The sequence below is a fragment of the Streptomyces sp. NPDC002130 genome, from assembly GCF_040296465.1.
GTDB lineage: Bacteria > Actinomycetota > Actinomycetes > Streptomycetales > Streptomycetaceae > Streptomyces.
Map to the genome: position 1 here is coordinate 1 of NZ_JBEOXI010000039.1, position 26156 is coordinate 26156.

The following is a 26156-nucleotide window of genomic DNA, read 5'->3' on the forward strand; positions in this document are numbered from 1 at the left end:
CGCGAGCCTCGGGGCGAACGATCAGATCCGCGTAGCGCTGACGCACCCGGGACTCTTCGCTCATTTCCTTGTGCGCAACCGGCAGGGGGCGCAGCGACTTGGATGCGATCTGCCAGGCGTCGGCCATCACGCTGAGCTCGCCGCGACGGGAGCTGATGACCTCGCCGTGGATGAAGACGAAGTCACCGAGGTCGACGTCGGACTTCCAGGCAGCCAGTGCCTCTTCGCCGACACCGGCGAGGCTGATCATGGCCTGCAGCTGGGTGCCGTCGCCCTCTTGCAGAGTCGCGAAGCACAGCTTGCCGGTGTTGCGCATGAAGATGACGCGGCCGACGACGCCGACCAGCACACCAGTCGCCGTGTCCGGCTCGAGTTCCGGGTACTCCGCGCGGATCTGCGCAAGCGTGTGGGTGCGATCGACCGAAACCGGGTACGCCTCCTGCCCTTGCGCGAGGATCCGTTCACGCTTTTCGCGCCGGATACGGAGCTGCTCGGGGGTGTCGTCGACTGGCTGGGCTTCTACATCACTCACGGGGTACAAGACTACTGGGCCGTGTCCACCGCGTTTGTTGCTGGTAGCACCGCGGCCACCGCGAGCACGATTCCCGACAGCAGGTACAGCCCGACCCTGACGTGATTCCACATCGTCCACCCCGCCTCGTACGACGCCCATGCGGCTGCGTCGGTAGCGCTCACCGAGGCAAAAGCGTCGTTACGCGGGACGTGGTAAATCGCGGCTCGAATAGCTCTTCGGGCGCGGCGGGAACCGTGCCGCAGGTCCGGGCGTTTGGGCTTGTGTGAGAAATTCGTGAGAGGCCCTGGGGAGAGGTGACGTCGCTCTCTCTTCGACGGGTCCGTTCGTGGACGGCTCCGCCGGGGAGTATCACGGAGCGGGAAGGGGGTGCAGGCGGTGCGAGCGATCAGCGGACTCTGGCGCTGGCGGCGCAATCCACTCTGCCGCGCGACCGACCTGGCCGAGGCCTGGGTGGCGCTGGCCGCCCTGCTGCTGATCCTGCTGCTCGCGCCGGTGGTCGGCTCGCTCGTCGGGGGGTCGGCTCAGGACGCGCTGCAGCGCTCGGTGCGGGCGCAGCACGAGGCGCGGCACCTGGTGACCGCCACAGTGGTCCGCAAGCTGGACCGCTCCCCGCTGGACTCCGACCCCGAGACCTCGTCCGGCCGGGATCTGCGCACCCGCGTCCTCGCCGACTGGACCGCGCCGGACGGCACAGCGCACCGGGGCCCTGCCCTGGCGAGCCTCAAGGACCCGCAGCAGGGCGACACGTTCCGGATATGGACCGACCGGCACGGCCGGATGGTGCCCCGCCCGCTCGACTCCGCGACCGCCTCGACGCACGCGGTCCTCGCCGGCTTCGGCGCGGCCCTGGCGACGGGCGGTCTCATAGAGGGCGGCAGACGGCTGATCGTCTGGCGCATGGCCCGCCGCCGGTACGCCCGTTGGGACCAGGCATGGGACAAGGCGGGCCCGGACTGGGGCAGGACGGGCACCGGCAGCTGACGGCCTTCCGGCTCTGGTCAACCCACCACCCGCGCGCACGCTACGGTGGTCCGGCCGAACCGTTCGGCACAACCCGCGCGCGAGCGAGCCAGGGACGCGCCGGTGTCGATGCCGCGTGCGCGCCCGGGCCCCCGAGGGCCGGGCTCGGTCGCGGTCTCGACCCCGGCCGGAGCGCCCCGAGGGCGGACGAGCCAGCAGTACGACCGAGGTGGGGGCACAGCTACACCATGGCACAGGGCACGGTTCAGGTGACGCACACCGGCACGTCGCGGTGGCGGCGCCGCACGGGTGAGTACGCATCGCTCGCCGCCGCCCTGGAGGCCGCGGCCGACGGAGACGTCCTCACCGTCGCGCCCGGCACCTACCGGGAGAACCTCGTCCTGCAGCGCGCGGTGACCCTGCGCGGCCCCGAGGGCTCCCCCGGCTCGGTGCGGATCGCGCCCGTGGACGGAGTTCCGCTGACCGTGCGCGCCTCGGCGGTGGTTCAGGACCTGCATGTGGAAGGCCAGGACGCGGCCGCCCCCGCCGTGCTGGTGGAGGAGGGCACCCCGGAGCTGCGGGACGTGCGGGTCGTGACGCGGTCGGCGGCCGGGATCGAGGTGCGCGGCAGCGCCCGGCCCACGGTGCGGCGCTGCGCGGTCGACAACCCTGCGGGCATCGGCATCGCCGTGGTCGACGGCGCGGGCGGGGTGTTCGAGGAGTGCGAGGTCGTCGCGGCCGGCCAGGCGGGGGTGGCGGTGCGCGGCGGCGCCCACCCGCGCCTGGAGCGCTGCCGCGTGCACCACACCTCGGGCTCGGGGTTGTCGGCGACCGGGGAGAACTCGGCGCTGGAAGCCGTGGGCTGCGAGGTGTACGAAGTCCGGGGCAGCGGTGTGCAGATCACCGGCCGGGCCACCGCGCACCTCACCGACTGCGATGTGCACCGCACGACGTCCGACGGGGTCACACTCGACACGGACGCGGTGCTGACCCTCGCCGACTGCCGTATCCACGACATTCCGGAGAACGCGGTCGACCTGCGTTCCCGTTCCGTTCTCACCCTGACCCGCACCACGGTGCGGCAGTTCGGGCGCAACGGCCTGTCGGTGTGGGACCCGGGCACACGGGTGGACGCCAACCAGTGCGAGATCTTCGACAGCACGGGCGACTACCCGGCGGTGTGGGTCAGCGACGGCGCCACCGCCGTCCTGGACTCCTGCCGGGTGCACGACGTGCCGGACGCGCTGTTCGTCCTCGACCGCGGTTCGCGTGCGGACGTCGTCGACACCGACCTGTCGCAGGTGCGCAACACGGCCGTGTCGGTGAGCGACGGCGCGACCGCGCAGCTCGACGACTGCCGGATCCGGGACGCGGCGACGGGCGCCTGGTTCCGCGACCACGGCAGCGGCGGCACGCTCAGCGGCTGCACGGTCGACGGCACCCAGACCGGCGTGATCGTCACCAAGGGCGCCGACCCCACCGTGGAGCGCTGCACGATCGACTCCCCCGCGGAGGCCGGTGTCTATGTCTCGGCCGGCGGCCGGGGCAGCTTCCTCAACTGCCGGGTGACGGGCAGCGGCGGCTACGGCTTCCACGTCATCGACGGCAGCCTTACGACGCTGCGCAAGTGCCGCACGGAGCGGTGCGCGCGCGGAGGTTACGAGTTCGCGGACAGCGGCGCCGACGGGGCGTCCGGGGCGGGTCCGCTCGTCGAGGACTGCACGAGCGACGAGAGCGCGGGGCTGCGCCCGCCCGCGGCGCGGGAGACGGCCGTGCAGACGGTGAGTCACTCCCCCGGCCTGCTGGGCGCCCTCCCGGGCCCGCGCACCGAACCGGAGCCTGTGGCGCCGGCCGCTGAGCCCGAGCAGCCGGCCCGGACCTCCAAGGACGTCCTCGGTGAACTGGACGCGCTGGTGGGCCTGGACAGCGTCAAGCGCGAGGTACGGGCCCTTACCGACATGATCGAGGTCGGCCGGCGCCGTCAGCAGGCCGGTCTGAAGGCGGCCTCGGTCAAGCGGCATCTGGTCTTCACCGGCTCCCCCGGCACCGGCAAGACGACCGTCGCGCGGCTCTACGGCGAGATCCTCGCCTCCCTCGGCGTGCTGGAGAAGGGCCACCTGGTGGAGGTGTCCCGGGTCGACCTGGTCGGTGAGCACATCGGCTCGACGGCGATCCGCACCCAGGAGGCCTTCGAGAAGGCGCGCGGCGGCGTGCTGTTCATCGACGAGGCGTACGCGCTGTCCCCGGAGGACGCGGGTCGCGACTTCGGCAAGGAGGCCATCGACACGCTGGTGAAGCTGATGGAGGACCACCGGGACGCGGTCGTGGTGATCGTCGCGGGCTACACGGCCGAGATGGAGCGCTTCCTGTCGGTGAACCCGGGCGTGGCGTCCCGCTTCTCGCGGACCATCACCTTCAGCGACTACGGCCCCGAGGACCTGCTGCGGATCGTGGAGCAGCAGGCCGAGGAGCACGAGTACCGGCTCGCGCCGGGGGCCGCGGAGGCCCTGCGGAAGTACTTCACGCTGCTCCCCAAGGGCCCGGCGTTCGGCAACGGCCGTACCGCACGGCAGACCTTCGAGGCCATGGTCGAGCGGCACGCGAGCCGGGTCGCCCAGCTCCCGGAGCCGAGCAAGGACGACCTGACGCTGCTCTACGACGACGATCTCCCCGAGCTGCGCTGAGGATCCGCCTAGGCGGCGGGCGGCTCGGGCTGGTGGCGTGGCGAAGGCAGCTCGGGATGCTCCGAGCGGCCTTCCGGAGGCTCCGCGGGCACCTCCGGGAGTCCTGAAGGCGCCTCGGGCCGCAGCCGGGCCAGCAGTGTGCGGCGCTCCTCGGCGAACACCGGGTCCGCCTTGTAGTCGGAGTGGCCGAGGATCGGCGCCGGCAGCGGCAGCAGGTCGGTGCGGCCGTAGGCGAGGGGGTCCATCAGGGGGGTGTGGTCGACCTGCGGGCCGAGGTCGCCTGGCAGGCGCATCGGGCCGCCGATGGGGTCGGTAAGCCGGTAGAGGTTGCGCCAGCAGTCGACGTCCCGGTGCAGGGAGCTGAGTGCGGCGGGCCCGAAGTGGGCCGGGAACCAGCGGCCGTAGAGGCGCTCCAGCGGGGAGCCGTAGGTCAGCAGGGCGACGCGCTTGCGGGCGGACGGGGCGAGTTGCCAGGCCGCGGCGGCGGCGAGGACGCTGCCCTGCGAGTGCCCGGATATGACCAGCCGTCCGCCGGTGGCGCGCGTCCAGGTCGCCATCCGCCAGGTCAGGTCGGGCACCGCGCGCTCGGCGTAGCAGGGCGGGGCGAAGGGGTGGGAGGCGCGTGGCCAGAAGGTGCCGACGTCCCACAGGATGCCGATCGTGCGGCGGGCCGCGGCGTCCTTGTAGGCGCGCCGGCCCCAGGTGACGAAGAGTATGAAGCCGAGGCCGATCAGCCAGGAGCCGAGGGCCTGGGCGGTCTCGGCGGCGCCGTGGACGACGGGGTAGGTGCCCTGCGCGGCCTCGCCCGGGGTCTCGTCGGTGGCCAGGGCGCCCACGAGGGCTCCGGCGCCGAGCAGCAGGGTGACGCCCGAGGTGACGGCGACGATGCGGGGTCCTCGGTCGGTGAGCGAGGCCATCGCACGGGTGTAGGCGATACGGCGGGTGCGGGCCCGGTCCTGTTTTTCTTCCGGGTAGTCGAGCGCCACGGCGGTGCGCTCGGCGCGGGCCAGCTGCCAGGCGCGGTGGGCCAGCCAGCCGAAGAGCCCCAGCAGCACGACGAGCAGCGGCGGGATCACGGACGCCTGCCAGGTCAGCAGCACCGGCGGGCCCTCGATCGACGCCCCGGTGCCGTCCAGCCAGTCGGACACGCGCTGGGAGACGCCGCCCGACATCACCCCGCCGAGCGCGCAGGCCAGCATCGCCACCGCGGGTCCGCCCAGGCCCCGCAGCACCGCCCGGCGGTCGGGGTCGGTGCGGTGCAGAACGTGGGCGACGACCCCGAGGACGATCACGAGCAGGCCCTGGACCAGGGCGATCCCGCCGAAGGTCGTGTCACCCGGCAGCCGGCCCTCCGACGTCCATCCCGGGCGCTCCCACCCGGCGTACACCACGGCGAGGGCGAGCAGGACGAGTGCGGCGAGCGGCAGGCGCCGTACGAAGCGCTCGTCGAGTTTCCGGTCCAGCCGTCTCTCGCTGCGGCCGCGGCGGCACACCACCCACACCACGGCGACCGCGCAGAGTGCGAGGGCCGCTTCCAGGATCAGGCCCAAAGTGCCGAGTACGGCGGGGCCGCCGGGGCGGCGGTCGTGGCGGGCGGCGGCGCTGCCGACGGCGGCGGCGACCGTGATCAGGCCGGCGGCGGTGTGCGCGGCGCGCAGCCGGGCCACCAGCCGGCGCCCGTACCAGAACCCGGGCCGGCCGAGGGCCGTCGGGCCGCCGTCCCCTTCGGGTTCGGGGGCACGCTCGATGGGCTGCTGCGACTCGTAGTCGCTCCAGGTGCGCCGGGACAGGTACCACAGCAGGACGGTCAGGGCGGTGGGCACGGCGGCGGCGAGGGCGAGCCGGCGGCCGGGGGCGCTCCACCAGCCGCCGCCCGAGACGGTGGGTGAGAGGAAGCCCAGCCAGGAGTGGCGGTCGGCGCAGGCGGTGGTGCCCGCGCACTGCCAGGCCGCCAGGTCGAGGGCGACCTCGCAGGCCGCCGCGACGAGCAGCACCGTCAGGGTGAGCGCCGCGAGCCGTACCAGCAGGCCGTACAGCCGCACGGTCCGGCGGCGGCCGTGGGCGGTGGGGCGCATCCAGTGGGCGAGGTTGACGACCATGAACGGCAGCAGCAACAGCCACAGGGCACGGGTGCCGTTGCCGGAGGTGAGGTTGCACCAGACGTAGGCCTCGGGCACCGGGCCGTCGCGGCGGCGGTCGTCGGGGCTGTGCTCGGCGTCGACGTCGTCGGCGCGCCGGAAGACGGCCGCGGTGTGGTCGCCGGTGATCCGCACCGTCCGTGGATCGTTGAGCATCTCCTGCGGTGTGGTGCCGCCCACGCCGTGGACCAGTAACTCCAGGGCGGTTCCGCTCTCGCCGCGCTTCGTGGCGGGACCGTCCGGTCCGCCGGTCGACGCCTGTTCCTGCGCGCGTTCCACTGATTCGCACTTCCCCCGTGACACGCCGTCGGCTCTGTCCGTGCGGGCACAAGGATCTCCACTTCCGCGGCGCGGCACACCCCCTGTCACGGAATCTCCCCGATCTGTGATGAAGCCGAGCGAGGAGATGAGCGGGCGGGTGGCACGGGCGCGACGAGCGGTCGGTGGCGCTGTCCGCCCCCCGACATGCGAGGATGGGGCGTCCTCGCATCACGGCCGGGAAGAATGTCCTGGTAAGAGCCGATACGTGCGGGGCGTGTCGACGGCATTGAGGCGAAAGGACCGGAGCGTACGTGAGCGAGAATCAGAACCTCCTCGCGGAGCAGCGGCGATCCCTGATCCTCGACGAGGTCCGCCGCCGGGGCGGTGTCCGGGTCAACGAGCTGACCCGCAAGCTCGGCGTGTCGGACATGACGGTCCGCCGTGACCTCGACGCGCTCGCCCGCCAGGGCGTGCTGGAGAAAGTGCACGGCGGCGCGGTCCCGGTGGTCGAGGCGAGTACGCACGAACCCGGCTTCGAGGCCAAGTCCGGTCTGGAGCTCACCGCCAAGGAGGACATCGCACGCGCCGCGGCCAAGCTGGTCGCGCCGGGCGCGGCGATCGCGCTGTCGGGCGGTACGACGACGTTCGCACTGGCGCACCAGTTGCAGGACGTACCGGACCTCACGGTGGTCACCAACTCGGTGCGGGTCGCCGATGTGTTCCACGCGGCGCAGCGCACCTCGGGCCCGCGGCAGGGCGCGGCCACGGTCGTGCTGACGGGCGGGGTGCGCACGCCCTCCGACTCGCTCGTGGGGCCCGTCGCCGACCAGGCGATCGCGGCGCTCCACTTCGACCTGTTGTTCCTCGGGGTGCACGGCATATCGGTCGAGGCCGGCCTGTCGACGCCGAATCTCGCGGAGGCCGAGACGAACCGGCGGCTCGTACAGTCGGCCCGCCGAGTGGTCGTGGTCGCGGACCACACCAAGTGGGGCAAGGTGGGCCTGAGTTCCTTCGCCGCGCTGGAGCGGGTCGACACGCTCGTCACGGACGCCGGCCTGCCGGAAGAGGCGCGCGGGGTGGTCGCGGACCATCTGCGGCGGCTGGTGGTGGCCGGGGAGCCCGAGGACGCCGAAGACATCTGACGGCCCCTCGACCGGGTGACGCACCGTGGGTCACCCGCTCCCGCCCAGGAGGGCCCGGCGGCCGCGGGGCCGAGAGCCCGGGCTCAGTCGGGCCAGACGCCCGTCTTCAGGAGAGAGTCGATCGCGGCCGTGTACGGCTCGATGTCCAGCCCCTGGCCGGCCAGCCAGGCGTCCGAGTAGTACTTGTCGAGATACCGGTCCCCCGGGTCGCACAGCAGAGTCACGACGCTGCCCTGCCGGCCGTCGGACACCATCTCTGCGACGATCTTCAGCGCGCTCCACAGCCCGGTGCCGGTCGAGCCGCCGGCCTTGCGGCCGATGGCGCGCTCCAGGGCCCGTACGGCGGCGACACTGGCCGCGTCGGGCACCTTCATCATCCGGTCGATCGCGCCGGGCACGAAGCTCGGTTCCATACGGGGCCGGCCGATGCCCTCGATACGGGAGCCGCAGTCGCAGGTGACGTCCGGATCGCCGGTGGTCCAGCCCTCGAAGAAGCACGAGTTCTCGGGGTCGGCCACGCAGACGCGGGTGTCGTACTGCATGTAGTGGACGTAGCGCGCGAGGGTCGCGGAGGTACCGCCGGTGCCCGCCGTGGCGACGATCCACGCCGGCTCGGGGAACCGCTCCAGGCGCAGCTGGCGGAAGATGGACTCGGCGATGTTGTTGTTCCCGCGCCAGTCCGTGGCCCGTTCGGCGTAGGTGAACTGGTCCATGTAGTGGCCGCCGGTCTCGGCCGCGAGGCGGGCGGACTCCGCGTACATCGAGCGAGGGTCGTCCACGAAGTGACATCGGCCGGAGTGGAACTCGATGAGACGGATCTTCTCGGCGCTCGTCGTGCGCGGCATGACGGCGATGAAGGGCACGCCGATCAGCTTCGCGAAGTACGCTTCGGAGACCGCCGTCGAACCGCTGGAGGCCTCGATGACCGGCCGGTCCGGCCGGATCCAGCCGTTGCAGAGACCGTAGAGGAAGAGGGAACGGGCGAGGCGGTGCTTGAGGCTGCCGGTGGGGTGGGTCGACTCGTCCTTCAGGTACAGGTCGATGCCCCACCGCTCCGGCAGGGGGAACTGGAGCAGGTGCGTGTCGGCCGAGCGGTTGGCGTCGGCCTGGACTCTGCGGACGGCTTCCTTGAGCCACGTCCGGTAGGCGGCGTCGCTCTGGTCGACGTCGAGGGTCACGCCGGTCCGGGTCTGGGGGGAAGTGCTCACGGGGGCTCCTAACGCTGCGCGCCGACGACGCGTCGCGCGGCCGACACCTCCGATCATAGGCGCCTCGCGCACGCTTCTCACCTGCATAAACGTACCTTTGAGCCCCCCAAAGCGCCCCCAGGAGCAGAGCTGGGGCAAGGGGGCGCGTGGTCCCGGGAGCGCATTGACGGGCGTGCTGCGGGCGCCCCCCGGCGAGGGGGGCGCGGGCACTGGTGCTCGGCGCCGGGCGGGGGCAGACTGCACGGCGGGACCAAGGCCCCGGACGGGGTGACCGCAGGGGTACGACGCGTCTTCCGGAGCAGGCTTCCGGGCACGGGCACCGCACCCCGGGAGAAAGGCCGGCGGAGTACACCGCGGTGCCGGGCCGGGGTCCTGACCGGGCACGACGCACCACCCGGAGGGGAGCACTCCTGCGGACGGGGCACACTGGAACAGGACACGAGCCCGTACCGGGCATCGCGCGGAGCGAGCCGGTACACCGACGCGCACCAGGGGGCGGGTGGCATGGGAGAGCCGGAGTTCAGGGCCACGGGCGTGCGGATCGGGAAGCGGCTGCGCTCGCTCACCCGGGCCGGACAGGTCCGGATCAACGACGGCCGGCTCGAGCTACTGACCAGCTATGGCAGCGAGATCGACAGCGCGCCGGTGCAGGCCGTACGCGCCTCCAAGCCCTGGTTCGGCCCCGATGACCGGGCCACGGCGGATCTCAACGGCAAGCGGTACCTGCTCACCCTGGGCGAGAACGACCCCGCGCCGGGAGAGCCGGGCCCGCCGGCCGCTCGGCGCTTCATCGAGGCCGTGCGCAGGGCAGCGGGGCGTGGCGACTGAGATGTCCGCGAGTTGCGGTACCTCACCCCCTGCGTCACTCTGGTCTCACGTCACTCTGGGTTTACCGGCGATAACGCTGCGAACCAGCCCGCCGGCCACGACAGCAGGCGGCAGTGTCACGCAGGCGCCCTGCTGGATCCGAATCCCGTGTTCTTCCGGACCTCACGTCGGGGAGTCGCAGCCGTGATCAGCTACCCAAGCAGGCACTGCACGGTGGAGCTCCAAGCCCTGCCGTCGCGGATCGGCCAGGTCCGCAGAATCGTCTCTGCGCAATTGCGCTACTGGCATCTGGATCCCCTGATCGACCGGGCCTCGCTCGGCGTGACGGAGCTGTTGTCCAACGTCCACCGGCATGCCCAGCCCGACAAGACGTGCACCGTGGAGATAGAGCTGCTGCTCGACCGGCTCATGGTCTCGGTGCGCGACGGCGATCCACGCATGCCCGTGGTGGAGGACCCTCACGACATCGCACCGATGGCGACCTGCGGGCGCGGGCTCGCCATGGTCGCCGCCATGAGCGAGAGCTGGGGCGTCCGGCCGGACGGCGAGTCCGGCAAGGTCGTGTGGTTCACCCTGCCGACGTCCGCCCCCGTGATGACGGCGCCGTCGCTCCGAACGCGGCGCACGGTGCAGGAGAAGCCCGAGCGCCGGTTCGCCGAGGTCGGGGCGTCCATCGACGGGCTCCGGCCCGACCATGCTCCCGCCCGGTCCGCCGTTGCCGGTTGACCGGGCGGTGACCACCGTCCCCCCTGGCGCGCCGGGGGCGTACGCCGTCGGGTGCGCTCCCGGGGTGTACGCCGCTGCCACTGTGACGCGACGGCGCGCGGCTCGTCCCGGCGTGCCGCGCGCCGGGCCGGCCGCTGCCCGGCGAGGTGCCGGCCGCACGTGATCAGCCCACGCCTCCCTTGTGGCCGAACTCCTCGTTCAGCACGGACAGTCGGCGCCAGTACTCGTCCTCGTCGATGTCGCCGGAGGCGAAACGGCGTCCGAGCATGGCGATGGGCGAGTCGTTCCCGACGGTGGGCCGCCGACCGGGGCCGCCGCGGCGTCCGCGCCACACGGTGCGGCGCAGCAGCGCGATGCCGCCGCCGATCACCAGCACCCAGATCACCGGGAAGAGCAGGATCCACGGGCCGGGCCCGCCACCGTCACCGAAATTCGCCAGGGTCTGCATGTCGTCCCACTCCTCGATCGCTTCGTGTCGTGTGTCGCTTTCGAGAGTCGTCCGGCGAGGGGTCCCCGGTCGTCGTACGGCCAGCGGCACCGTGCGTACCCCGCGGGGAGTAGGCGGGCGGCCCCCGAGTGTTTCGTGCGCCCTCGACTTCTGTAACTACTGGTATGTACAGTGGCGGGATGAGCACCCCGGAACGGCTGATCGAGTCCACCCGTGAACTGCTGTGGGAGCGCGGCTACGTGGGCACCAGCCCCAAGGCGATCCTGGAGCGCGCGGACGCCGGACAGGGCAGCATGTACCACCACTTCAAGGGCAAGCCCGATCTCGCCCTGGCCGCGATCCGGCGGACCGCCGAGGAGATGCGGGCCACCGCCGCGGGAGTACTCGACGGGCCGGGCACGCCGTATCAGCGGATCGAGGCGTACCTGCGGCGCGAGCGGGACGTGCTGCGGGGCTGCCCGGTCGGCCGGCTGACGATGGACCCGGACGTGATCGCGAGCGCCGAACTGCGGGCGCCGGTCGACGAGACGCTCGACTGGCTGCGCGGGCGGATCGCCGGGATCCTCGAAGAGGGCAAGAACCAGGGCCAGTTCGCGCCGGGCCTCGACGCCGGGGAGATCGCGGCGGCGGTCGTCGCGACCGTCCAGGGCGGTTACGTCCTCGCCCGCGCCTCCGGCTCCCCCGCCGCGTTCGACGCGGGGGTCCGGGGCCTGCTCTCCCTGCTGGCACCCCGGCCCTGCTGAGGAGACTTCGATGCACGCCATGCAGTACGAGCTCACCCTGCCCGCGTGCTATGACATGGGCATCATCCGCGACCGCGTCGCCCGCCGGGGTCATCTGCTCGACGACTGGGACGGGCTCGGCCTCAAGGCCTATCTGATGCGCGAGCGCGGGCTGCGCGGTTCGCCGGTCAACCAGTACGCGCCCTTCTACCTCTGGAACACCGTCGACGGCATGAACGCCTTTTTGTGGGGCGGCCCCTTCCAGGGGCTCAGTGACGACTTCGGGCGGCCGTCGGCGCGGCAGTGGACGGGGCTCGCGTACGAGGAAGGGGGCGCTACGCACGCGCGGTTCGCGGTGCGGCGGCGTCGACCGGTGCCGGACGACGGGCCGTTGGCCGATGCCGTGGAGGAGGCGGTGGGTGAGGCCGGGCGGTTGGCGGCGCAGGACGGTGCCCTGCTCGCCGCCGCGGCCGTCGACACCAGCCGCTGGGAGCTGGTGCACTTCTCCCTCTGGGAACAGGACGCGCCGCCCGAGGCCGAGGGTGACGTCTTCGAGGTGCTGCGCCTGTCCACGCCGGGCCGGGACCGGCTGCCCCGGGGACGTCAGTGGTGAGCGCCGTCCGCACGGTGCTGGGGGACGTGCCTCCAGCGGACCTGGGGGTGTGCGACGCCCACGACCATCTGTTCTTCGGCAGTCCACGGCTGCCCGGCCAGGAGCTGCGCAGCGTGGCGGCGGCGCGGGCGGAGCTGGCGGCGTTCCGGGAGCAGGGCGGTGGGGCCGTCGTGCAGTGGACGCCGTACGGGCTCGGGCGGCGGGTCGCCGATCTGCCGCCGCTGTCCCGGGAGACCGGTGTGCACGTGGTCGCCGCGACCGGTCTGCACCAGGCCGTGCACTACGACGAGGACACTCTCGCGGGGCTGCGCAGCCGGCTCGCCGAGGTCTTCGTCTCCGAACTCACCGAGGGCATCGGGCCGTCGGGCGTGCGGGCGGGGCTCGTCAAGGTCGCGGGCGGTTTCCACGCCCTGGACGCGCACGCCCGCTGGACCATGACGGCGGCGGCCGAGGCGCATCACGCCACCGGCGCGACGATCACCGTGCACCTGGAGATGGGGACCGGCGCGCTGGACGTACTGGACCTGCTGTGCGGGCAGTTGGGGGTGCCGCCGCAGCGGGTGGTGCTCGGGCACCTCAACCGCTCCCCCGACCTGGTGGTGCACCGGCAGGCGGCGGAGTACGGCTGCTATCTGGCGTTCGACGGGCCGTCCCTCGCCCACCACGCCACGGACTGGCGTATGCCGGACGCCGTACGGGCCCTCGCGGACGCCGGGTTCGGCGAGCGGCTGCTGCTGGGCGCGGACACCACGACGGCCGCCGCCCGCTCGGTGGACGGCGGCCCCGGCATGCCGTACCTGCTGCGCCGGGTGCGGCCGCGGCTCGTGCACGCCGTGGGCGAGGAGCTGGTGTCGCGCATCCTCACGGAGAACCCGGGCCGGGCGTTCGGGACCGAGTGGCGCTGACCGGCGCGGTGACCGGCCTCAGCCGCCGGCCTGGTCGCTGTCCTTCATCGAGCCCCAGCCGTGCCAGCGGTCGACCTCGATCCAGGCACTGACCCGGGGACGGACACGGTCCGGGTAGGGCTTGCCGGTGTAGTGCCGGGCGAGGAGGTCGATGTCGGCCAGGTCCTCGTCGGCGTGCATCTCGGTGACGCGGCCGATGAGGGTGACATGGGTGTACCAGTCGTCGCCGGCGAGGACGGTGAGGGTGACGCGTGGGTCGCGGCGCAGGTGCTTGAGGCGTACCCGGCCCTCGTCGAGGTTGATCAGCACACGGCCGTCCCGCCACGCGTACCAGGTGGCGGTGGAGACGGGAGCGCCGTCGGAGCGCAGGGTGGCCATGACGCACGGGTTGGGCTTGCTCAGCAGGGCCTCGGCCTCGGGCGGCAGCGGCGGCTTGGACATGGGAGAACCTCCTAGGAGTCGGTCTTCTCGTCGAAGCTGGCGAAGTAGGCCGCGACCATGTCCTCGTCGGCGTGGCCCTGGGCGGCGGCACGCTCCATACGGGCGGCGGCCGCTTCGGCGATGTCCAGGCGGACACCGTTCTCCGCGCCGGCCTGAACGATGAGCCGGGCGTCCTTGGCGGCGGTGCCCACCGCGAACTGGGGCGGTGTGAGCCTGTCTTCGAGGACGAGGTCGGACTTGGCGCGCAGATAGCCCATGTCGAGGGGACCGCCGGCGACGAGGTCGAAGAAGCCGTGCGGGTCGACGCCGAGGGCCTTGGACAGGGCGAGGGCCTCACCGGCGGCGGCCGTGACGGCCAGGACCCAGCTGTTGGCCACCAGCTTCAGCCGGGTGGCACCGGCCAGCGCCCCGTCCTCGCCGCTCCACACGGTCCGGGCGCCGACGGCGTCGAAGACCGGCGTCACCCGGTCCCGGCCCTCGGTGGGGCCGGCCGCGAGCACGGTCAGCTTCCCGGCCTCGGCGGGCTGGCGGGTGCCCAGGACGGGGGCGTCGTAGAAGACCAGGCCGTGTTCGCGGGCGAAGGCGGCCAGCTCGGCGACTCCCTCGATGCCCGCGGTGGTCGACTGCACCCAGACGGTGCCGGGGCGCAGGGCGGGGACGGCCTCGCGCAGGGTGTCCAGGGCGGCGGGGCCGTCGTAGAGCATGGTCAGGACGACATCGGCGTCCTGGACCGCCTGCGCGGGGCTGTCGGCGATCCGTACACCCTCGGCGGCCAGCGGCTCGGCCTTGGCCCGGGTGCGGTTCCAGGCGTGGACGGTGTGTCCGGCCCGGGCGAGATTGCGGGCCATCGCGGCGCCCATGATGCCGGTTCCCAGGACGCTCACGGTGAGTGTGTCGGTCATTGCGTCAACTTCCTCGGTGGTGCGGTGCGGGCGGACTGCCTGCGGATCAGCCTGCCCGCTCAGCGGCGCGCCTTCCCGGAAGCGGCGCGGACAAGCCTGATACCGGTGGCGTCACTCTCGCGGCCTCGCGCCCGGCGGCCGGTCACGCCCGCGGGGCCAGCGCCCCCAGCGGGTCGTCCAGGACCGGCTGCCAGGCCAGTTCCGCCGCGCCGACCAGGCTGTTGTGGTCGAGGGTGCAGGGCAGGATGGGGACACCGCCGCTCTGGCCCCACAGGCTGCGGTCGGCCACGACCGCGCGCAGGCGGCCGGGGTCGGCCTCGAGGAGGGTGCGGTGCAGGCCACCGAGGATGATGCGGTCCGGGTTGAGGATGTTGACCAGACCGGCGAGGCCGAGGCCGAGGCGGTCGACGATGGCCTCGGCGGCGGTGCGGACGCCCGGGTCGTCGTAGTGGTGGCGGATCAGGTCGATGGACTGCTGGAGCAGGGACACCTCGGGGCCCGGTTCGCGTCCGGCCTCCGTGAGGAAGGCCAGCGGGTCGGTCTCCACGTCGAGGCAGCCGCGGCTGCCGCAGTGGCAGGGGCGGCCCTCGGGGTGCACGGTGAGGTGCCCGACCTCCAGCGCGAGGCCCGAACTGCCCCGGTGGAGGCGGCCGTCGAGGACGAGCGCGCCGCCGACTCCGCGGTGGCCGGTGGCCACGCACAGCAGGTCGCGGGCGCCTCGGCCGGCGCCGTGCCGGTGTTCGGCGAGCGCGGCGAGGTTGACGTCGTTCGCGGCGAACGCGGGCCCGTCGATGCCGGCCGCGCGCACCTGCTCGGCGAAGATGTCCCGCACGGGGGCGCCCGCGGGCCATGCCAGGTGGAGCGGGTTCAGCGCCAGTCCCTCGGGTTCGGCGACGGCGGACGGTACGGCGAGGCCCGCGCCCACACACCGCAGTCCCGTCGTGCGCAGCAGTTCGGCACCGGCCGTGACGACCGAGGCGAGCACCTTGGCCGGGTCGGCGTCGACGACCTCGCAGCCGGGCGCGGTGGCGACGATCCGGCCGCCGAGTCCGACCAGTGCCGCCCGGAAGCCGTCGGCGTGCACCTGCGCGGCCAGTGCGACGGGCCCGTCGTCGGCGACGGCCAGTCTGTGGGAGGGCCTGCCCTGCGAGCCGGCCGCCGCGCCGGGCCGGGCGTCGACGCGGATCAGGCCGAGTGCCTCCAGCTCGACGGCGACCGCGCCGGCGGTCGCCCGCGTCACCCCGAGCTCGGCGGTGAGCACGGCCCGGGTCGGGGCGCGTCCGGTGTGGACGAGCTCCAGCGCGGGTCCGAGTGCTCCTCGTCCCCGGTCCAGCCGCGCTCTCGAAGTGCTCCCGTTCCCCGCCTGCCGGGGGTCCGCCTTCCCGCTCATGAGGGCGAGTCTCCCATGATCCGCCGGGTTGGTGGCCGAGCGTGCCCGCCGGGCCCCGCCGTGCGGCCGGGGTCGCTGTCCGCCGGGTGCCGGAGGCCGCTGACCCGCAGCGTGATGTTGAGCCGCCCGGTCAGCCCCAGCCCGGGCGGTGCCGTCCCGGGGTGGATGCGGGGGACCCCGTGGTAGGCGAGGCGGGAGGGGCCGCCGAAGACGAACAGGTCGCCGCTGCGCAGCTCGACGTCGGTGTAGGGCCGGGTGCGCGTCGCGGTGTTGCCGAAGCGGAAGACGCAGGTGTCACCGAGGCTGAGCGACACCACCGGGGCGTCCGACTTCTCGTCGCTGTCGCGGTGCATGCCCATGCGGGCGTCGGCGTCGTAGAAGTTGATCAGTGCGATGTCGTAGTCCGGCGCGGGTCCGCCGAGGGTGTCGCGGACCGCCCGGCGGCCCAGTTCGCCGAGCCACGGCGGGAACGGCTTCACCGGGGCGCCGTCCCCGTCGGCGACCGTGCGGGCGTAGGCGTACGGGTACCAGTGCCAGCCGAGGCAGACCTGCCGGGCTGTCATGGTGCCGCCGCCGGGGGTGCGGACCGTGCGCAGCCCGGCGGGTGGCCGGGCCCAGTCGCGGCAGGCGTCGAGCAGCGCCCGTTGGTGTTCCGCGTCCAGCCAGTCGGGCAGGTGCACGGCGCCGGGCGCGACCTGCGTACGGGCCCTGGGGAACAGCTCGGCGTCCATGCCTTCCATGGTGCCCGACACGCCCTGAGCTGCGGCTCGGCTAGCCTGGTCGCACGATGGACGACCGTATGACGACGCCGTGGGGCGAGCCGGCGCTGACCCGTTTCCCCGAGGACCCGCGCGACCGGCTGCGTGCCTGGGACGCCTCGGACGAGTACCTGCTGAGGCATCTGGCCGCGGAGCGGGTTCCGCTGGACGGCTCGGTCGTGGTCGTCGGGGACCGCTGGGGTGCGCTGGTCACGGCGCTCGCGGCGCACCGGCCGGTGCAGATCACCGACTCCTGGCTCGCGCAGGAGGCGACCCGGGCCAACCTCGCGCGGGCCGGGGTGGAGCCGGGCACGGTGCGGCTGCTCACCACGCAGGATCCGCCGCCCGGGCGGGTCGACGTGCTGCTGGTGCGGGTGCCGAAGAGCCTGGCGCTGCTGGAGGACCAGTTGCTGCGGCTGGCGCCGGCGGTGCACGCGGGGACGGTCGTGGTCGGTACGGGCATGGTGAAGGAGATCCACACCTCCACGCTCCAGTTGTTCGAGCGGATCCTCGGCCCGACGCGCACCTCCCTCGCCGAGAAGAAGGCCCGGCTGATCTTCTGCACGCCGGACCCCACGCTGGAGCGGCCCGCCAACCCGTGGCCGTACGTCTACACGCTGCCGGACGGCATCGGCCCCGCCGCGCACGGCACCGTCGTCAACCACGCCGGGGTTTTCTGCGCCGACCGGCTCGACATCGGGACGCGGTTCTTCCTCCGCCATCTGCCCGAGGGGCGGGGCGGCCGGGTGGTGGATCTGGGGTGCGGCAACGGCGTGGTGGGTACGTCGGTGGCGCTGGCCGACCCGGGGGCCGAGGTGCTGTTCGTCGACGAGTCGTTCCAGGCCGTGGCCTCGGCGGAGGCGACGTACAAGGCGAACGGTGTGCCGGGGCAGGCCGAGTTCCGGGTCGGGGACGGGCTGGCGGGCGTGCCGTCCGGCAGTGTCGATCTGGTTCTCAACAACCCGCCGTTCCACTCCCACCAGGCGACGACGGACGCCACGGCCCGGCGGATGTTCACGGGGGCGCGGCGCGCGTTGCGGCCGGGCGGGGAGCTGTGGGTGGTCGGCAACCGGCACCTGGGCTACCACGTCAAGCTGCGGAAGCTGTTCGGCAACTGCCGGCTCGTGGCGAGCGACCCGAAGTTCGTCGTGCTGAAGGCCGTCAAGCGGTAGCGGTGCCGAGGGCCTTGAGAGTCCTCGCCACCGCTCGTGTCATCGCATCCCGCGCGAGGGTCAGGTAGCTGCGCGGGTCGACCGCCTCGGGACGGTCGGTGAGGAACTCCCGGATCGCTCCGGTCAGCGCGATGTTCAGGGCCGTGCCGATGTTGACCTTGGTGATGCCGCCCGCCACGGCCGCCGTGAGTTCGTCGTCCGGGACGCCGGAGGATCCGTGCAGGACGAGTGGGACGTCCAGTGCGGCCGACAGGCGTTTCAGCAGGGCGTGGTCGAGGGCGGCGGTGCGGGTGGTCATGGCGTGGGAGCTGCCGATGGCGACGGCGAGGGCGTCCACACCCGAGTCGGCGACGAACGCCCGTGCCTCGTCGGGGTCGGTGCGGGCGCCGGGGGCGTGCGCGTCCAGCGGCGGTCTGCCGTTCTTGCCGCCGATCTGGCCCAACTCGGCTTCGATCCACAGCCCTTGGGTGTGCGCCCAGGCGACCGCCGCCCGGGTCGCCGCGAGGTTGTCCGCATAAGGCAGCCGGGCCGCGTCGTACATCACGGAGCTGAAACCGGCGTCCGCGGCCTGGTGCAGCAGGGCGTCGCTCTGCACGTGGTCGAGGTGCAACGCGACCGGCACGGCGGCGCGTTCGGCCGCGGTGACGGCCGCGCGGGCGAGCGGGAGCAGCTGACCCCCGCGGAACTTCACAGCGTTCTCGCTGACCTGGAGGACGACGGGCGCGCGGACCGACTCGGCGCCCGCGACGACGGCCTCGACGTGCTCCAGTGTGATGACGTTGAAGGAGGCGACGGCGGAGCCGGCCGTCGCGGCGCGGGTGACGAGGTCGCCGGTGGTGGTGAGGGGCACGGGGTCTCCTGGGGCCTGCTTGTCCGGGTCAGGTCGCGGGGCATCGGCTGCGGCCTGTCGTCGCCGTGCGCGTGCTGGGCCGACTGCCCGTGGCGCGGTCCGGACGACAGGCCCTGGGTCAGGGCGCGAGGATCACCGAGCGCGTGAGGTGGCGCGGTCGGTCGGGGTCCAGTCCGCGGGACGCGGCGAGGGCGACCGCGAGGCGCTGGGCTCGGACCAGTTCGGCGAGCGGGTCGAGGCGCCCTGCGATCCACGACGCGCCGGTGCCGCGCACCTGTTCGGCGAGTCCGTCCGGCGCGTCCCCGAACATCCAGGTCGCCGTGCCCGCGGTGCTGACGCTGATGGGGCCGTGCCGGTACTCCATCGCCGGGTAGGTCTCCGCCCAGGCCAGCGCGGCCTCGCGCATCTTCAACCCGGCCTCGTTGGCCAGGCCGACGGTCCAGCCGCGTCCCAGGAAGGTGAACCGCCCGCATTCCACCAGCCCTTCGGGCAGCGGCTCGGTCAGCGCGGTGCGCGCGTCGGTGACGGCGGTGCCGGGGTGGAGGCCGAGGTGGGCGCGGAGCAGGGTGAGGGCCGTGGTCGCGAACCGGGTCTGCACGACGGAGCGTTCCTCGGCGAAGTCCAGGACCGCGAGGTCGTCGGCGGCCGTCATCACGGGCGCGTCCGGGTCGGCGGTGATCGCGGTGGTGCGGGTGCCGCCCCTCAACCGGGTCAGCAGGTCCAGGACTTCCGTCGTGGTGCCGGAGCGGGTGAGGGCGACGACCCGGTCGTAGCGGCGGCCGTGGGGGAACTCCGAGGCGGCGAAGGCGTCGGTCTCGCCCTGGCCCGCGCCCTCGCGCAGGGCCGCGGCGGCCTGCGCCATGAAGTACGAGGTGCCGCAGCCGACGATCGCGACCCGCTCCCCCGGCGCCGGCAGCGCCGTCAGGAACCGGGGTGCTTCCGACGCGGCGCGTTCCCAGCACTCGGGCTGACTCGTCAGTTCGTCCTCGACATGCGTCATCCCGCACCCTCCGGTCCACGAGTCCTGCCGACCTGATTGTTCCTGCAAGATATAGCCACCTTTCAAGCATCATCAAGCATCCGGGCCGGATCAGGTGCGCTAGGGTCGCCGGAGATCGAGACGTGGAGGTGCGGATGTCGCGCGACGCCCGCTGGAAGGCGCTGCTGGAACTGCTCGTGGAGCGCGGCCGGCTGGACGTCGAGGACGCGGCGGCGGAGCTCGGGGTGTCGGCGGCGACGATCCGCCGTGACTTCGACGGGCTCGCCGAGCAGCAGATGCTGGTGCGCACCCGCGGCGGCGCGGTCGTCCACGGCGTGTCCTACGAGCTGCCGCTGCGCTACAAGACGGCCCGTCACGCCTCGGAGAAGCAGCGCATCGCCAAGGCGGTGGCGGAGCTGGTGGCGCCGGGCGAGGCGGTCGGACTGACCGGGGGGACCACCACGACCGAGGTGGCGCGAGCGCTGGCCGTGCGCGGGGACCTGGTGTCCGGGGCGCCCGCACTGACCGTCGTGACGAACGCGCTGAACATCGCGAACGAGCTGGCGGTGCGGCCCCAGTTCAAGATCGTGCTGACCGGCGGGGTGGCGCGGGCCCAGTCCTACGAACTGGTCGGGCCGCTCGCGGACGGGGTGCTCGGGCAGATCACGGTCGACGTGGCGGTACTCGGTGTCGTCGCCTTCGACGTCACACACGGTGCGGCGGCGCACGACGAGGCGGAGGCGGCGATCAACCGGCTGCTGTGCGAGCGGGCGGAGCGCGTGGTGGTCGCCGCCGACTCCAGCAAGCTCGGGCAGCGGGCGTTCGCCCGGATCTGCGCGGCCGAGGCGGTGGACACGCTGGTCACGGACACGGCGGCCGACGCGGAGACGGTGCGGCGCTTCGAGGAGGCCGGGCTGCGGGTCGTCACGGTCTGACGGCGGCCGTCCGGCGGCGGCGGTCCGGCGGCGGTCCGACAGCGCACGTCCGTCGGCGGTTCTACGCTGGGGCTGAGGCGCCTACCGGGCAGGGAGGCTGTCATGGGCGGAGCGGCACAGGACCGGGGCGGGCGGCGGTACGTGCCGATCGCGGAGCACGGGCTGATCGGTGATCTGCGCAGTGTGGCCCTGGTGGGGACCGACGGCACGATCGACTGGTACTGCTGCCCTGCCTTCGACGCGCCGAGTGTGTTCGCCTCGATCCTGGACGCCGAGCGCGGTGGCTGTTTCGAACTGGCGGCGTCGGTGCCGGCCCGGACCAAGCAGTTCTACTTCCCCGACACCAACGTCCTGATCACCCGGTTCTTCACCGAGGACGGGGTCGGCGAGGTGCAGGACTTCATGCCGGTGGGCGGCGGGGCCACCGAGGCCGAGCGGCACCGGCTGATCCGGCGGGTGGTGTGTGTGCGGGGCTCGATCCCGTTCCGTACGCGGGTGGCGCCCCGGTTCGACTACGGCTCCCTGCCGCACACCGTCCGGCTTTCCGGCGACACCGCGCTGTTCGAGACCGAGGGGCTGGCACTCGCGCTCACCGCGACCGTGCCGCTGGAGGCGGACGGGCCGGACGTGCGGGGCGACTTCAAGCTCGCCGAGGGCGAGACGGCGGTGTTCGCGCTGGACAAGGTCGGCGGCGACGTGACGCCCCGCCGGTGTGCGCGCACGGAGGCGGAGGAGCAGTTCGCGGCGACGGTGGCGTACTGGCGGCGCTGGCTGTCGGCGTCCCGGTACAAGGGCCGCTGGCGGGAGATGGTGCACCGCTCGGCCCTGACGCTGAAGCTGCTCACCTACGCGCCGACCGGGGCGATCGTGGCGGCGCCGACGACGAGCCTGCCCGAGGAGCTGGGCGGCGAGCGCAACTGGGACTACCGGTACGTGTGGGTGCGCGACGCGGCGTTCTGCGTCTACGCCCTGCTGCGGTTGGGCTTCACCGGGGAGGCCGAGGCGTTCATGGACTTCGTGACCCGGCACATCAGCCCGGGCGACGGCAAGGTCTCCGGTCCGCTGCAGATCATGTACGGCATCGACGGACGCACCGAGCTGCCCGAGCGGGCCCTGGACCATCTGGAGGGGCACCACGGCTCGGCGCCGGTACGGGTCGGCAACGCGGCGGCCGACCAGCTCCAGCTCGACATCTACGGCGCGCTGATCGACTCGATCTACCTCTACGACAAGTGGGCCAAGCCCATCTCCAGCGGCCAGTGGGACGACGTGTGCGAGCTGGTGGACTGGGTGTGCGCGCACTGGGACCAGCCCGACGAGGGGATCTGGGAGACGCGGGGCGGGCGCAGGAACTTCCTGTACTCGCGGCTGATGTGCTGGGTGGCGATCGAGCGGGCCATCCGGATGGCCAACCGGCGCGGCCTGCCCGCCGACCTGCCGCGCTGGCGGGAGTGCCGCGACACGATCTACCGGCGGATCATGAGCCGGGGCTGGTCCGAGGAGCGCGGGGCCTTCGTCCAGCACGAGGACAGCGACGTGCTGGACGCGGCCGTGCTGATGATGCCGCTGACGAAGTTCATCGCCCCCACCGATCCGAAGTGGCTGTCGACGCTGGACGTGCTCACCGAGGAGCTGGTGTCCGACTCGCTGGTCTACCGCTACGACCCCCGCTCCAGCCCCGACGGGCTGCGCGGCGACGAGGGCACCTTCTCCATCTGCTCGTTCTGGTACGTCGAGGCGATGGTGCACGCCGGCCGGATCGACGAGGCACGACTGGCCTTCGAGAAGATGCTCACGTACGCCAACCACCTCGGCCTGTACGCCGAGGAGATCAGCCACACCGGGGAGCAGCAGGGCAACTTCCCGCAGGCGTTCACGCACCTCGCGCTGATCAGCGCGGCGTTCAACCTGGACCGCGCGCTCGGCTGACGGCTCAGTGCCCGTGGCCGTCCTCCGCATGCCCCTCGGGGGTATCGGAGGCGGTCGCCGCTCCCCCGGCGCGTACGGTGAAGGCCGCCGTGTGGACCGTGCCCTCGTGCTTGAAGTCGAGGAACAGGCGGTAGGAGCCGGAGCTGGGCGCCGTGGCCGTGAAGGAGATGTCCGGGCCGGGCCTGGTCGTGCCGTCGCCGGGTTCGCCGTTCGGGTGGACGTGCAGGTAGGCGAGGTCGCCGGAGCGCAGCGCGACCAGGTGGCCGTAAGCGCCGAGGTAGGGCTGGAGGTCGGTGACCGGCTTGCCGTCGCGGGAGACCTTCAGCTGCAGCTCGCTCGCCCTGCCCGGGCGCAGGGCGCCGGCCAGTTTCACTTCGTAGCCGCCGACCCGGGCCGTGGTGCTCGCGGGCGGCAGTTGCCGGGCCTCGTACGGGCCGGAGGCGGCGAGGTCCGCGCCGAGGGTGAGGTTTTCGGCGCCCTTCTTCGCCGGGGTGAAGTCGGCGAAGACGCGGTAGCCGCCCGCACGGGGCAGGTCCACCGGGGTGCTCCAGGTGCCGTCGGCGGCGCGGTTGGGGTGCATATGACGGTAGGTCACCAGGTCGCGTGAGGCCACGATGAGGTGCAGTTCCTTGTCGTGCTCGCGCTGGTAGGCGGTGAGCGCGCGATTGCCGCCGTCCCGGACGGTGAAGCGCAGGTCGGCCGGCTTGCCCGCGGTGACGCGCGGGGTTTCCAGGTCGAGCGTGTAGCCGCCCTCGGAGATCTGCAGTCCGCCGGCCGGGGGTGTGTCGTGTCCGGCGTGGCCGCCGCCCTTCTCCGCCTCCGGCCCGGGCCGGGTGTGGTCGTCCTCGTGTGCCGGGGGGCTGGTGGCGACGACGGGGTCGATGCCCTGGCCGACGCCGTAGGCCGCGCCGAAGGTCGCCGCCAGCGCGGCGGCGAAGGTGGTGATCCTCAGTCCGGTGCTCATGGCCGTCGGCTCCTTCAGATACGGGCCTCCCGCTCGGCTGCGGGGACTCCATGCAGTTCACCATACCCCTAGGGGGTATAGAGTCAAGTCATTCCGGCGCTTGCAGCGTATACCCCATAGGGGTATACCTGAAGTCGGCGAGGAGATACCCCCGCCCCGTATGCACCACATCTGTTGGATCGCCCAGAGGAGGCACCCGATGCCCGCCACCACCTACGCCGTCTCCGGAATGTCCTGCGGCCACTGCAAGGCGACACTGACCAAGGTCATCGGGGAGCTGGACGGCGTCAGCGGCGTCGAGGTCGACCCCGGCACCGGCCGTGTCACCGTCACCAGCGCCACCGAACCGGACGACGCCCTGATCGCGGAGGTCGTCGACGAGGCCGGCTACGAGCTGACCGGAAGGGCCTGAGCCATGAGCACCGGTACGACGACCGGCGCCGACGCCGAGGTGGAGCTCGCCATCGGCGGCATGACCTGCGCCTCCTGCGCGGCGCGCATCGAGAAGAAGCTCAACCGCATGGACGGGGTCACCGCCACCGTCAACTACGCCACCGAGAAGGCGAAGGTCAGCCACTCCGGTGACGTCTCCGTCGGTGACCTCATCGCGACCGTCGAGGCGACCGGGTACACCGCCGAGGAGCCCGCACCTCCCGCCGAGCTGACCGGCCCGGCAGAGGCCGACGAACTGCGGCCGCTGCGCGAGCGGTTGATCACGGCGGTGGTGCTCGCGGTTCCCGTCGTGGCCATGGCGATGATCCCGGCGCTGCAGTTCGAGTACTGGCAGTGGCTGTCGCTCACCCTGGCCGCGCCCGTCGTGACGTATGCGGCGTGGCCCTTCCACAAGGCGGCGTTCACCAACGCGCGGCATGGCGCGGCCACCATGGACACCCTGATCTCGGTGGGCACCTCGGCCGCGTTCCTGTGGTCGCTGTGGGCGCTGTTCTTCGGCACCGCGGGCACGCCGGGCATGACACACCCCTTCGAGCTGACCATCGAGCGCACGGACGGCGCCGGGAACATCTACCTGGAGGCCGCGGCGGGCGTGACCGCCTTCATCCTGGCCGGGCGGTACTTCGAGGCCCGCGCCAAGCGCAAGGCGGGCGCGGCCCTGCGGGCGCTGCTGGAGCTGGGCGCGAAGGACGTCACGGTGCTGCGGGACGGCAGCCGTGAACAGACCGTCCCGGTCACGGAGTTGAAGGCCGGCGACCGCTTCCTGGTCCGGCCCGGCGAGAAGATCGCGACGGACGGGACGGTCGAAGAGGGTTCCTCCGCCGTGGACGCCTCGATGCTCACCGGCGAGTCCGTCCCCATGGAGGTGGGCGCGGGCGACCCGGTCACCGGCGCCACGATCAACGTCGGCGGGCGGCTCGTCGTCCGTGCGACGCGGGTGGGTGCCGACACCCAGCTGGCCCGGATGGCCCGGCTGGTGGAGGACGCGCAGAACGGCAAGGCCGCCGCGCAGCGGCTCGCGGACCGGATCTCGGCCGTGTTCGTGCCGGTGGTCATCGCCCTGGCGCTCGGCACGCTGGGCTTCTGGCTGGGCAACGGCGTCGGGCTGACGGCCGCCTTCACCGCGGCGGTCGCCGTGCTCGTCATCGCGTGCCCGTGCGCCCTGGGTCTGGCCACGCCGACCGCACTGATGGTGGGCACCGGGCGGGGCGCCCAACTCGGCATCCTCATCAAGGGCCCGGAGGCGCTGGAGTCCACGCGCCGGGTCGACACCGTCGTCCTCGACAAGACCGGCACGGTCACGACCGGCCGTATGGCGCTGCTGGCCGTGCACACCGCCGAGGGCACGGAAGAAGCCGAAGCACTGCGGCTGGCCGGGGCGTTGGAGCACTCCTCCGAGCACCCGATCGCCCGGGCCGTCGCCGACGGGGCACTGGAGAAGCTGGGCGCGCTGCCCACGCCTGAGGACTTCGCCAACGTGCCCGGGCTCGGTGTGCAGGGCGTGGTCGAGGGCCACGCGGTGCTCGTCGGCCGGGAGCGGCTGCTGGCCGACTGGGCGATGGAGCTTCCCGAGGGCCTGGCCAGGGCCAGGGCGGCGGCCGAGGACGCCGGGCGCACGGCCATCGCTGTCGCGTGGGACGGACAGGCACGCGCGGTGCTGGAGGTGGCCGACGCGGTGAAGGACACGAGCGCCGAGGCGGTCGGACGGCTGCGGGCGCTCGGTCTCACGCCGATCCTGCTGACCGGTGACAACCAGGCGGTGGCCCGGTCCGTCGCCCGCGAGGTGGGCATCGAGGAGGTCATCGCCGAGGTGCTCCCGCGGGACAAGGTCGACGTGGTCAAGCGGCTCCAGGCCGAGGGCCGATCGGTGGCGATGGTCGGCGACGGTGTCAACGACGCGGCGGCCCTCGCCCAGGCCGATCTGGGTCTGGCCATGGGCACCGGCACGGACGCCGCGATCGAGGCCGGCGACCTGACCCTCGTCCGGGGCGATCTGCGGGCCGCCGCGGACGCCATCCGGCTCGCCCGCCGCACGCTCGGCACCATCCGCTCGAACCTGTTCTGGGCCTTCGCCTACAACGTGGCGGCCCTCCCGCTGGCCGCCTCCGGCCTGCTCACTCCGATGATCGCCGGGGCGGCCATGGCCTTCTCGTCGGTCTTCGTGGTCGGCAACTCGCTGCGGCTGCGCACCTTCCGGGCGGCCGACTGAGACA

25 protein-coding genes are annotated in these 26156 nt (G+C 73.0%); 13 read left to right on the top strand and 12 right to left on the bottom strand.

The window, feature by feature from the left end:
- Positions 1-532: OB-fold nucleic acid binding domain-containing protein (locus tag ABT116_RS10185; protein ID WP_351630581.1), on the bottom strand; the 532-nt coding region annotated here is incomplete at its 3' end.
- Positions 533-543: 11 nt separating this feature from the next.
- Entirely contained in the window at positions 544-696 is a 153-nt protein-coding gene (locus ABT116_RS10190; RefSeq protein WP_351630488.1) for an anthrone oxygenase family protein, read from the bottom strand.
- 214 nt (positions 697-910) lie between these two features.
- On the opposite strand from ABT116_RS10190, the gene ABT116_RS10195 reads away from it, so the two are divergent.
- Positions 911-1516 (top strand): Rv1733c family protein, encoded by a 606-nt coding sequence (locus ABT116_RS10195; RefSeq protein WP_351630490.1) that lies wholly within the window; start codon positions 911-913, stop codon positions 1514-1516.
- Positions 1517-1743: 227 nt separating this feature from the next.
- On the top strand, positions 1744-4179 hold the full coding sequence (locus ABT116_RS10200; protein WP_351630492.1) for a right-handed parallel beta-helix repeat-containing protein: 2436 nt from the start codon (positions 1744-1746) through the stop codon (positions 4177-4179).
- 8 nt (positions 4180-4187) lie between these two features.
- On the opposite strand, the gene ABT116_RS10205 is transcribed toward ABT116_RS10200, so the two are convergent.
- On the bottom strand, positions 4188-6596 hold the full coding sequence (locus ABT116_RS10205) for a hypothetical protein (protein ID WP_351630494.1): 2409 nt from the start codon (positions 6594-6596) through the stop codon (positions 4188-4190).
- A gap of 293 nt (positions 6597-6889) precedes the next feature.
- Between ABT116_RS10205 and ABT116_RS10210 the strand changes: the two genes are divergently transcribed.
- Entirely contained in the window at positions 6890-7720 is an 831-nt protein-coding gene (locus tag ABT116_RS10210) for a DeoR/GlpR family DNA-binding transcription regulator (RefSeq protein WP_053668592.1), read from the top strand.
- A gap of 83 nt (positions 7721-7803) precedes the next feature.
- Here ABT116_RS10210 and cds1 read toward each other — a convergent pair whose 3' ends face one another.
- Complete coding sequence (gene cds1, locus ABT116_RS10215) at positions 7804-8928, bottom strand: L-cysteine desulfhydrase Cds1 (RefSeq protein WP_351630496.1); 1125 nt, start codon at positions 8926-8928, stop codon at positions 7804-7806.
- Positions 8929-9432: 504 nt separating this feature from the next.
- Between cds1 and ABT116_RS10220 the strand changes: the two genes are divergently transcribed.
- Together ABT116_RS10220 and ABT116_RS10225 are read left to right on the top strand one after the other, a co-directional pair.
- Complete coding sequence (locus ABT116_RS10220) at positions 9433-9756, top strand: hypothetical protein (protein WP_351630499.1); 324 nt, start codon at positions 9433-9435, stop codon at positions 9754-9756.
- A 183-nt stretch (positions 9757-9939) separates the two neighbouring features.
- Entirely contained in the window at positions 9940-10482 is a 543-nt protein-coding gene (locus ABT116_RS10225; RefSeq protein WP_351630501.1) for an ATP-binding protein, read from the top strand.
- A gap of 163 nt (positions 10483-10645) precedes the next feature.
- Here the strand turns inward: ABT116_RS10225 and ABT116_RS10230 are convergent, their stop codons facing one another.
- The gene (locus ABT116_RS10230) at positions 10646-10930 is read right to left on the bottom strand and encodes an SHOCT domain-containing protein (RefSeq protein ID WP_351630503.1); all 285 of its coding nucleotides are present in this window, start codon (positions 10928-10930) and stop codon (positions 10646-10648) included.
- A 164-nt stretch (positions 10931-11094) separates the two neighbouring features.
- On the opposite strand from ABT116_RS10230, the gene ABT116_RS10235 reads away from it, so the two are divergent.
- Genes ABT116_RS10235 through ABT116_RS10245 form a run of 3 tightly spaced genes read left to right on the top strand, consistent with a single transcriptional unit; the run spans position 11095 to position 13170 of the window.
- A complete protein-coding gene (locus ABT116_RS10235; protein WP_351630505.1) occupies positions 11095-11673 on the top strand; it encodes a TetR/AcrR family transcriptional regulator in 579 nt (192 codons plus the stop codon).
- 10 nt (positions 11674-11683) lie between these two features.
- Positions 11684-12265 (top strand): DUF4865 family protein, encoded by a 582-nt coding sequence (locus ABT116_RS10240; protein ID WP_351630507.1) that lies wholly within the window; start codon positions 11684-11686, stop codon positions 12263-12265.
- Entirely contained in the window at positions 12262-13170 is a 909-nt protein-coding gene (locus ABT116_RS10245; RefSeq protein WP_351630510.1) for a phosphotriesterase family protein, read from the top strand. Before ABT116_RS10240 ends, ABT116_RS10245 begins: the two co-directional genes overlap by 4 nt.
- 18 nt (positions 13171-13188) lie before the next feature.
- Here ABT116_RS10245 and ABT116_RS10250 read toward each other — a convergent pair whose 3' ends face one another.
- From ABT116_RS10250 to ABT116_RS10265, 4 genes are all read right to left on the bottom strand, one after another.
- Entirely contained in the window at positions 13189-13611 is a 423-nt protein-coding gene (locus ABT116_RS10250; protein WP_351630512.1) for a PPOX class F420-dependent oxidoreductase, read from the bottom strand.
- An 11-nt stretch (positions 13612-13622) separates the two neighbouring features.
- Positions 13623-14513 carry an NAD(P)-dependent oxidoreductase gene (locus ABT116_RS10255; RefSeq protein WP_351630515.1) on the bottom strand — a complete coding sequence of 297 codons (891 nt, stop codon included), beginning with the start codon at positions 14511-14513 and terminating at the stop codon, positions 13623-13625.
- A 142-nt stretch (positions 14514-14655) separates the two neighbouring features.
- A complete protein-coding gene (locus ABT116_RS10260; RefSeq protein WP_351630518.1) occupies positions 14656-15903 on the bottom strand; it encodes an ROK family protein in 1248 nt (415 codons plus the stop codon).
- Positions 15900-16634, bottom strand: coding sequence for an alpha-ketoglutarate-dependent dioxygenase AlkB family protein (locus ABT116_RS10265; protein WP_351630520.1), 735 nt, complete (start codon positions 16632-16634; stop codon positions 15900-15902). The genes ABT116_RS10260 and ABT116_RS10265 overlap by 4 nt, the downstream gene beginning before the upstream one ends.
- Positions 16635-16702: 68 nt before the next feature.
- Between ABT116_RS10265 and ABT116_RS10270 the strand changes: the two genes are divergently transcribed.
- Positions 16703-17833: a methyltransferase gene (locus ABT116_RS10270; protein WP_351630523.1), complete on the top strand. Its 1131-nt coding sequence runs from the start codon at positions 16703-16705 to the stop codon at positions 17831-17833.
- Here ABT116_RS10270 and ABT116_RS10275 read toward each other — a convergent pair.
- The gene (locus ABT116_RS10275) at positions 17823-18683 is read right to left on the bottom strand and encodes a class II fructose-bisphosphate aldolase (RefSeq protein ID WP_351630525.1); all 861 of its coding nucleotides are present in this window, start codon (positions 18681-18683) and stop codon (positions 17823-17825) included. The genes ABT116_RS10270 and ABT116_RS10275 overlap by 11 nt on opposite strands.
- A gap of 118 nt (positions 18684-18801) precedes the next feature.
- Positions 18802-19683, bottom strand: a complete 882-nt coding sequence (locus ABT116_RS10280; RefSeq protein ID WP_351630528.1) for an SIS domain-containing protein — start codon at positions 19681-19683, stop codon at positions 18802-18804.
- A gap of 134 nt (positions 19684-19817) precedes the next feature.
- Between ABT116_RS10280 and ABT116_RS10285 the strand changes: the two genes are divergently transcribed.
- Positions 19818-20597, top strand: a complete 780-nt coding sequence (locus ABT116_RS10285; RefSeq protein WP_351630531.1) for a DeoR/GlpR family DNA-binding transcription regulator — start codon at positions 19818-19820, stop codon at positions 20595-20597.
- 102 nt (positions 20598-20699) lie between these two features.
- Positions 20700-22526, top strand: a complete 1827-nt coding sequence (locus ABT116_RS10290) for a glycoside hydrolase family 15 protein (protein WP_351630533.1) — start codon at positions 20700-20702, stop codon at positions 22524-22526.
- A 4-nt stretch (positions 22527-22530) separates the two neighbouring features.
- On the opposite strand, the gene ABT116_RS10295 is transcribed toward ABT116_RS10290, so the two are convergent.
- Positions 22531-23490 carry a DUF8832 domain-containing protein gene (locus ABT116_RS10295; RefSeq protein WP_351630535.1) on the bottom strand — a complete coding sequence of 320 codons (960 nt, stop codon included), beginning with the start codon at positions 23488-23490 and terminating at the stop codon, positions 22531-22533.
- A 199-nt stretch (positions 23491-23689) separates the two neighbouring features.
- Here ABT116_RS10295 and ABT116_RS10300 point away from each other — a divergent pair, with 199 nt between their 5' ends.
- Entirely contained in the window at positions 23690-23902 is a 213-nt protein-coding gene (locus ABT116_RS10300) for a heavy-metal-associated domain-containing protein (RefSeq protein WP_351630538.1), read from the top strand.
- A 3-nt stretch (positions 23903-23905) separates the two neighbouring features.
- Positions 23906-26152 (top strand): heavy metal translocating P-type ATPase, encoded by a 2247-nt coding sequence (locus tag ABT116_RS10305; protein WP_351630540.1) that lies wholly within the window; start codon positions 23906-23908, stop codon positions 26150-26152.
- Positions 26153-26156 lie beyond the last annotated feature (4 nt).

Coding starts and splice junctions, on each gene's coding strand:
- ABT116_RS10280 (WP_351630528.1), bottom strand. CDS start 19,683: ATGACGCATGTCGAGGACGAACTGACGAGTCAGCCCGAGTGCTGGGAA.
- ABT116_RS10265 (WP_351630520.1), bottom strand. CDS start 16,634: ATGGACGCCGAGCTGTTCCCCAGGGCCCGTACGCAGGTCGCGCCCGGC.
- ABT116_RS10300 (WP_351630538.1), top strand. CDS start 23,690: ATGCCCGCCACCACCTACGCCGTCTCCGGAATGTCCTGCGGCCACTGC.
- ABT116_RS10305 (WP_351630540.1), top strand. CDS start 23,906: ATGAGCACCGGTACGACGACCGGCGCCGACGCCGAGGTGGAGCTCGCC.
- ABT116_RS10200 (WP_351630492.1), top strand. CDS start 1,744: ATGGCACAGGGCACGGTTCAGGTGACGCACACCGGCACGTCGCGGTGG.
- ABT116_RS10290 (WP_351630533.1), top strand. CDS start 20,700: ATGGGCGGAGCGGCACAGGACCGGGGCGGGCGGCGGTACGTGCCGATC.
- ABT116_RS10270 (WP_351630523.1), top strand. CDS start 16,703: ATGACGACGCCGTGGGGCGAGCCGGCGCTGACCCGTTTCCCCGAGGAC.
- ABT116_RS10250 (WP_351630512.1), bottom strand. CDS start 13,611: ATGTCCAAGCCGCCGCTGCCGCCCGAGGCCGAGGCCCTGCTGAGCAAG.
- ABT116_RS10285 (WP_351630531.1), top strand. CDS start 19,818: ATGTCGCGCGACGCCCGCTGGAAGGCGCTGCTGGAACTGCTCGTGGAG.
- ABT116_RS10255 (WP_351630515.1), bottom strand. CDS start 14,513: ATGACCGACACACTCACCGTGAGCGTCCTGGGAACCGGCATCATGGGC.
- ABT116_RS10260 (WP_351630518.1), bottom strand. CDS start 15,903: ATGAGCGGGAAGGCGGACCCCCGGCAGGCGGGGAACGGGAGCACTTCG.
- ABT116_RS10235 (WP_351630505.1), top strand. CDS start 11,095: ATGTACAGTGGCGGGATGAGCACCCCGGAACGGCTGATCGAGTCCACC.
- ABT116_RS10295 (WP_351630535.1), bottom strand. CDS start 23,490: ATGAGCACCGGACTGAGGATCACCACCTTCGCCGCCGCGCTGGCGGCG.
- ABT116_RS10240 (WP_351630507.1), top strand. CDS start 11,684: ATGCACGCCATGCAGTACGAGCTCACCCTGCCCGCGTGCTATGACATG.
- ABT116_RS10230 (WP_351630503.1), bottom strand. CDS start 10,930: ATGCAGACCCTGGCGAATTTCGGTGACGGTGGCGGGCCCGGCCCGTGG.
- ABT116_RS10220 (WP_351630499.1), top strand. CDS start 9,433: ATGGGAGAGCCGGAGTTCAGGGCCACGGGCGTGCGGATCGGGAAGCGG.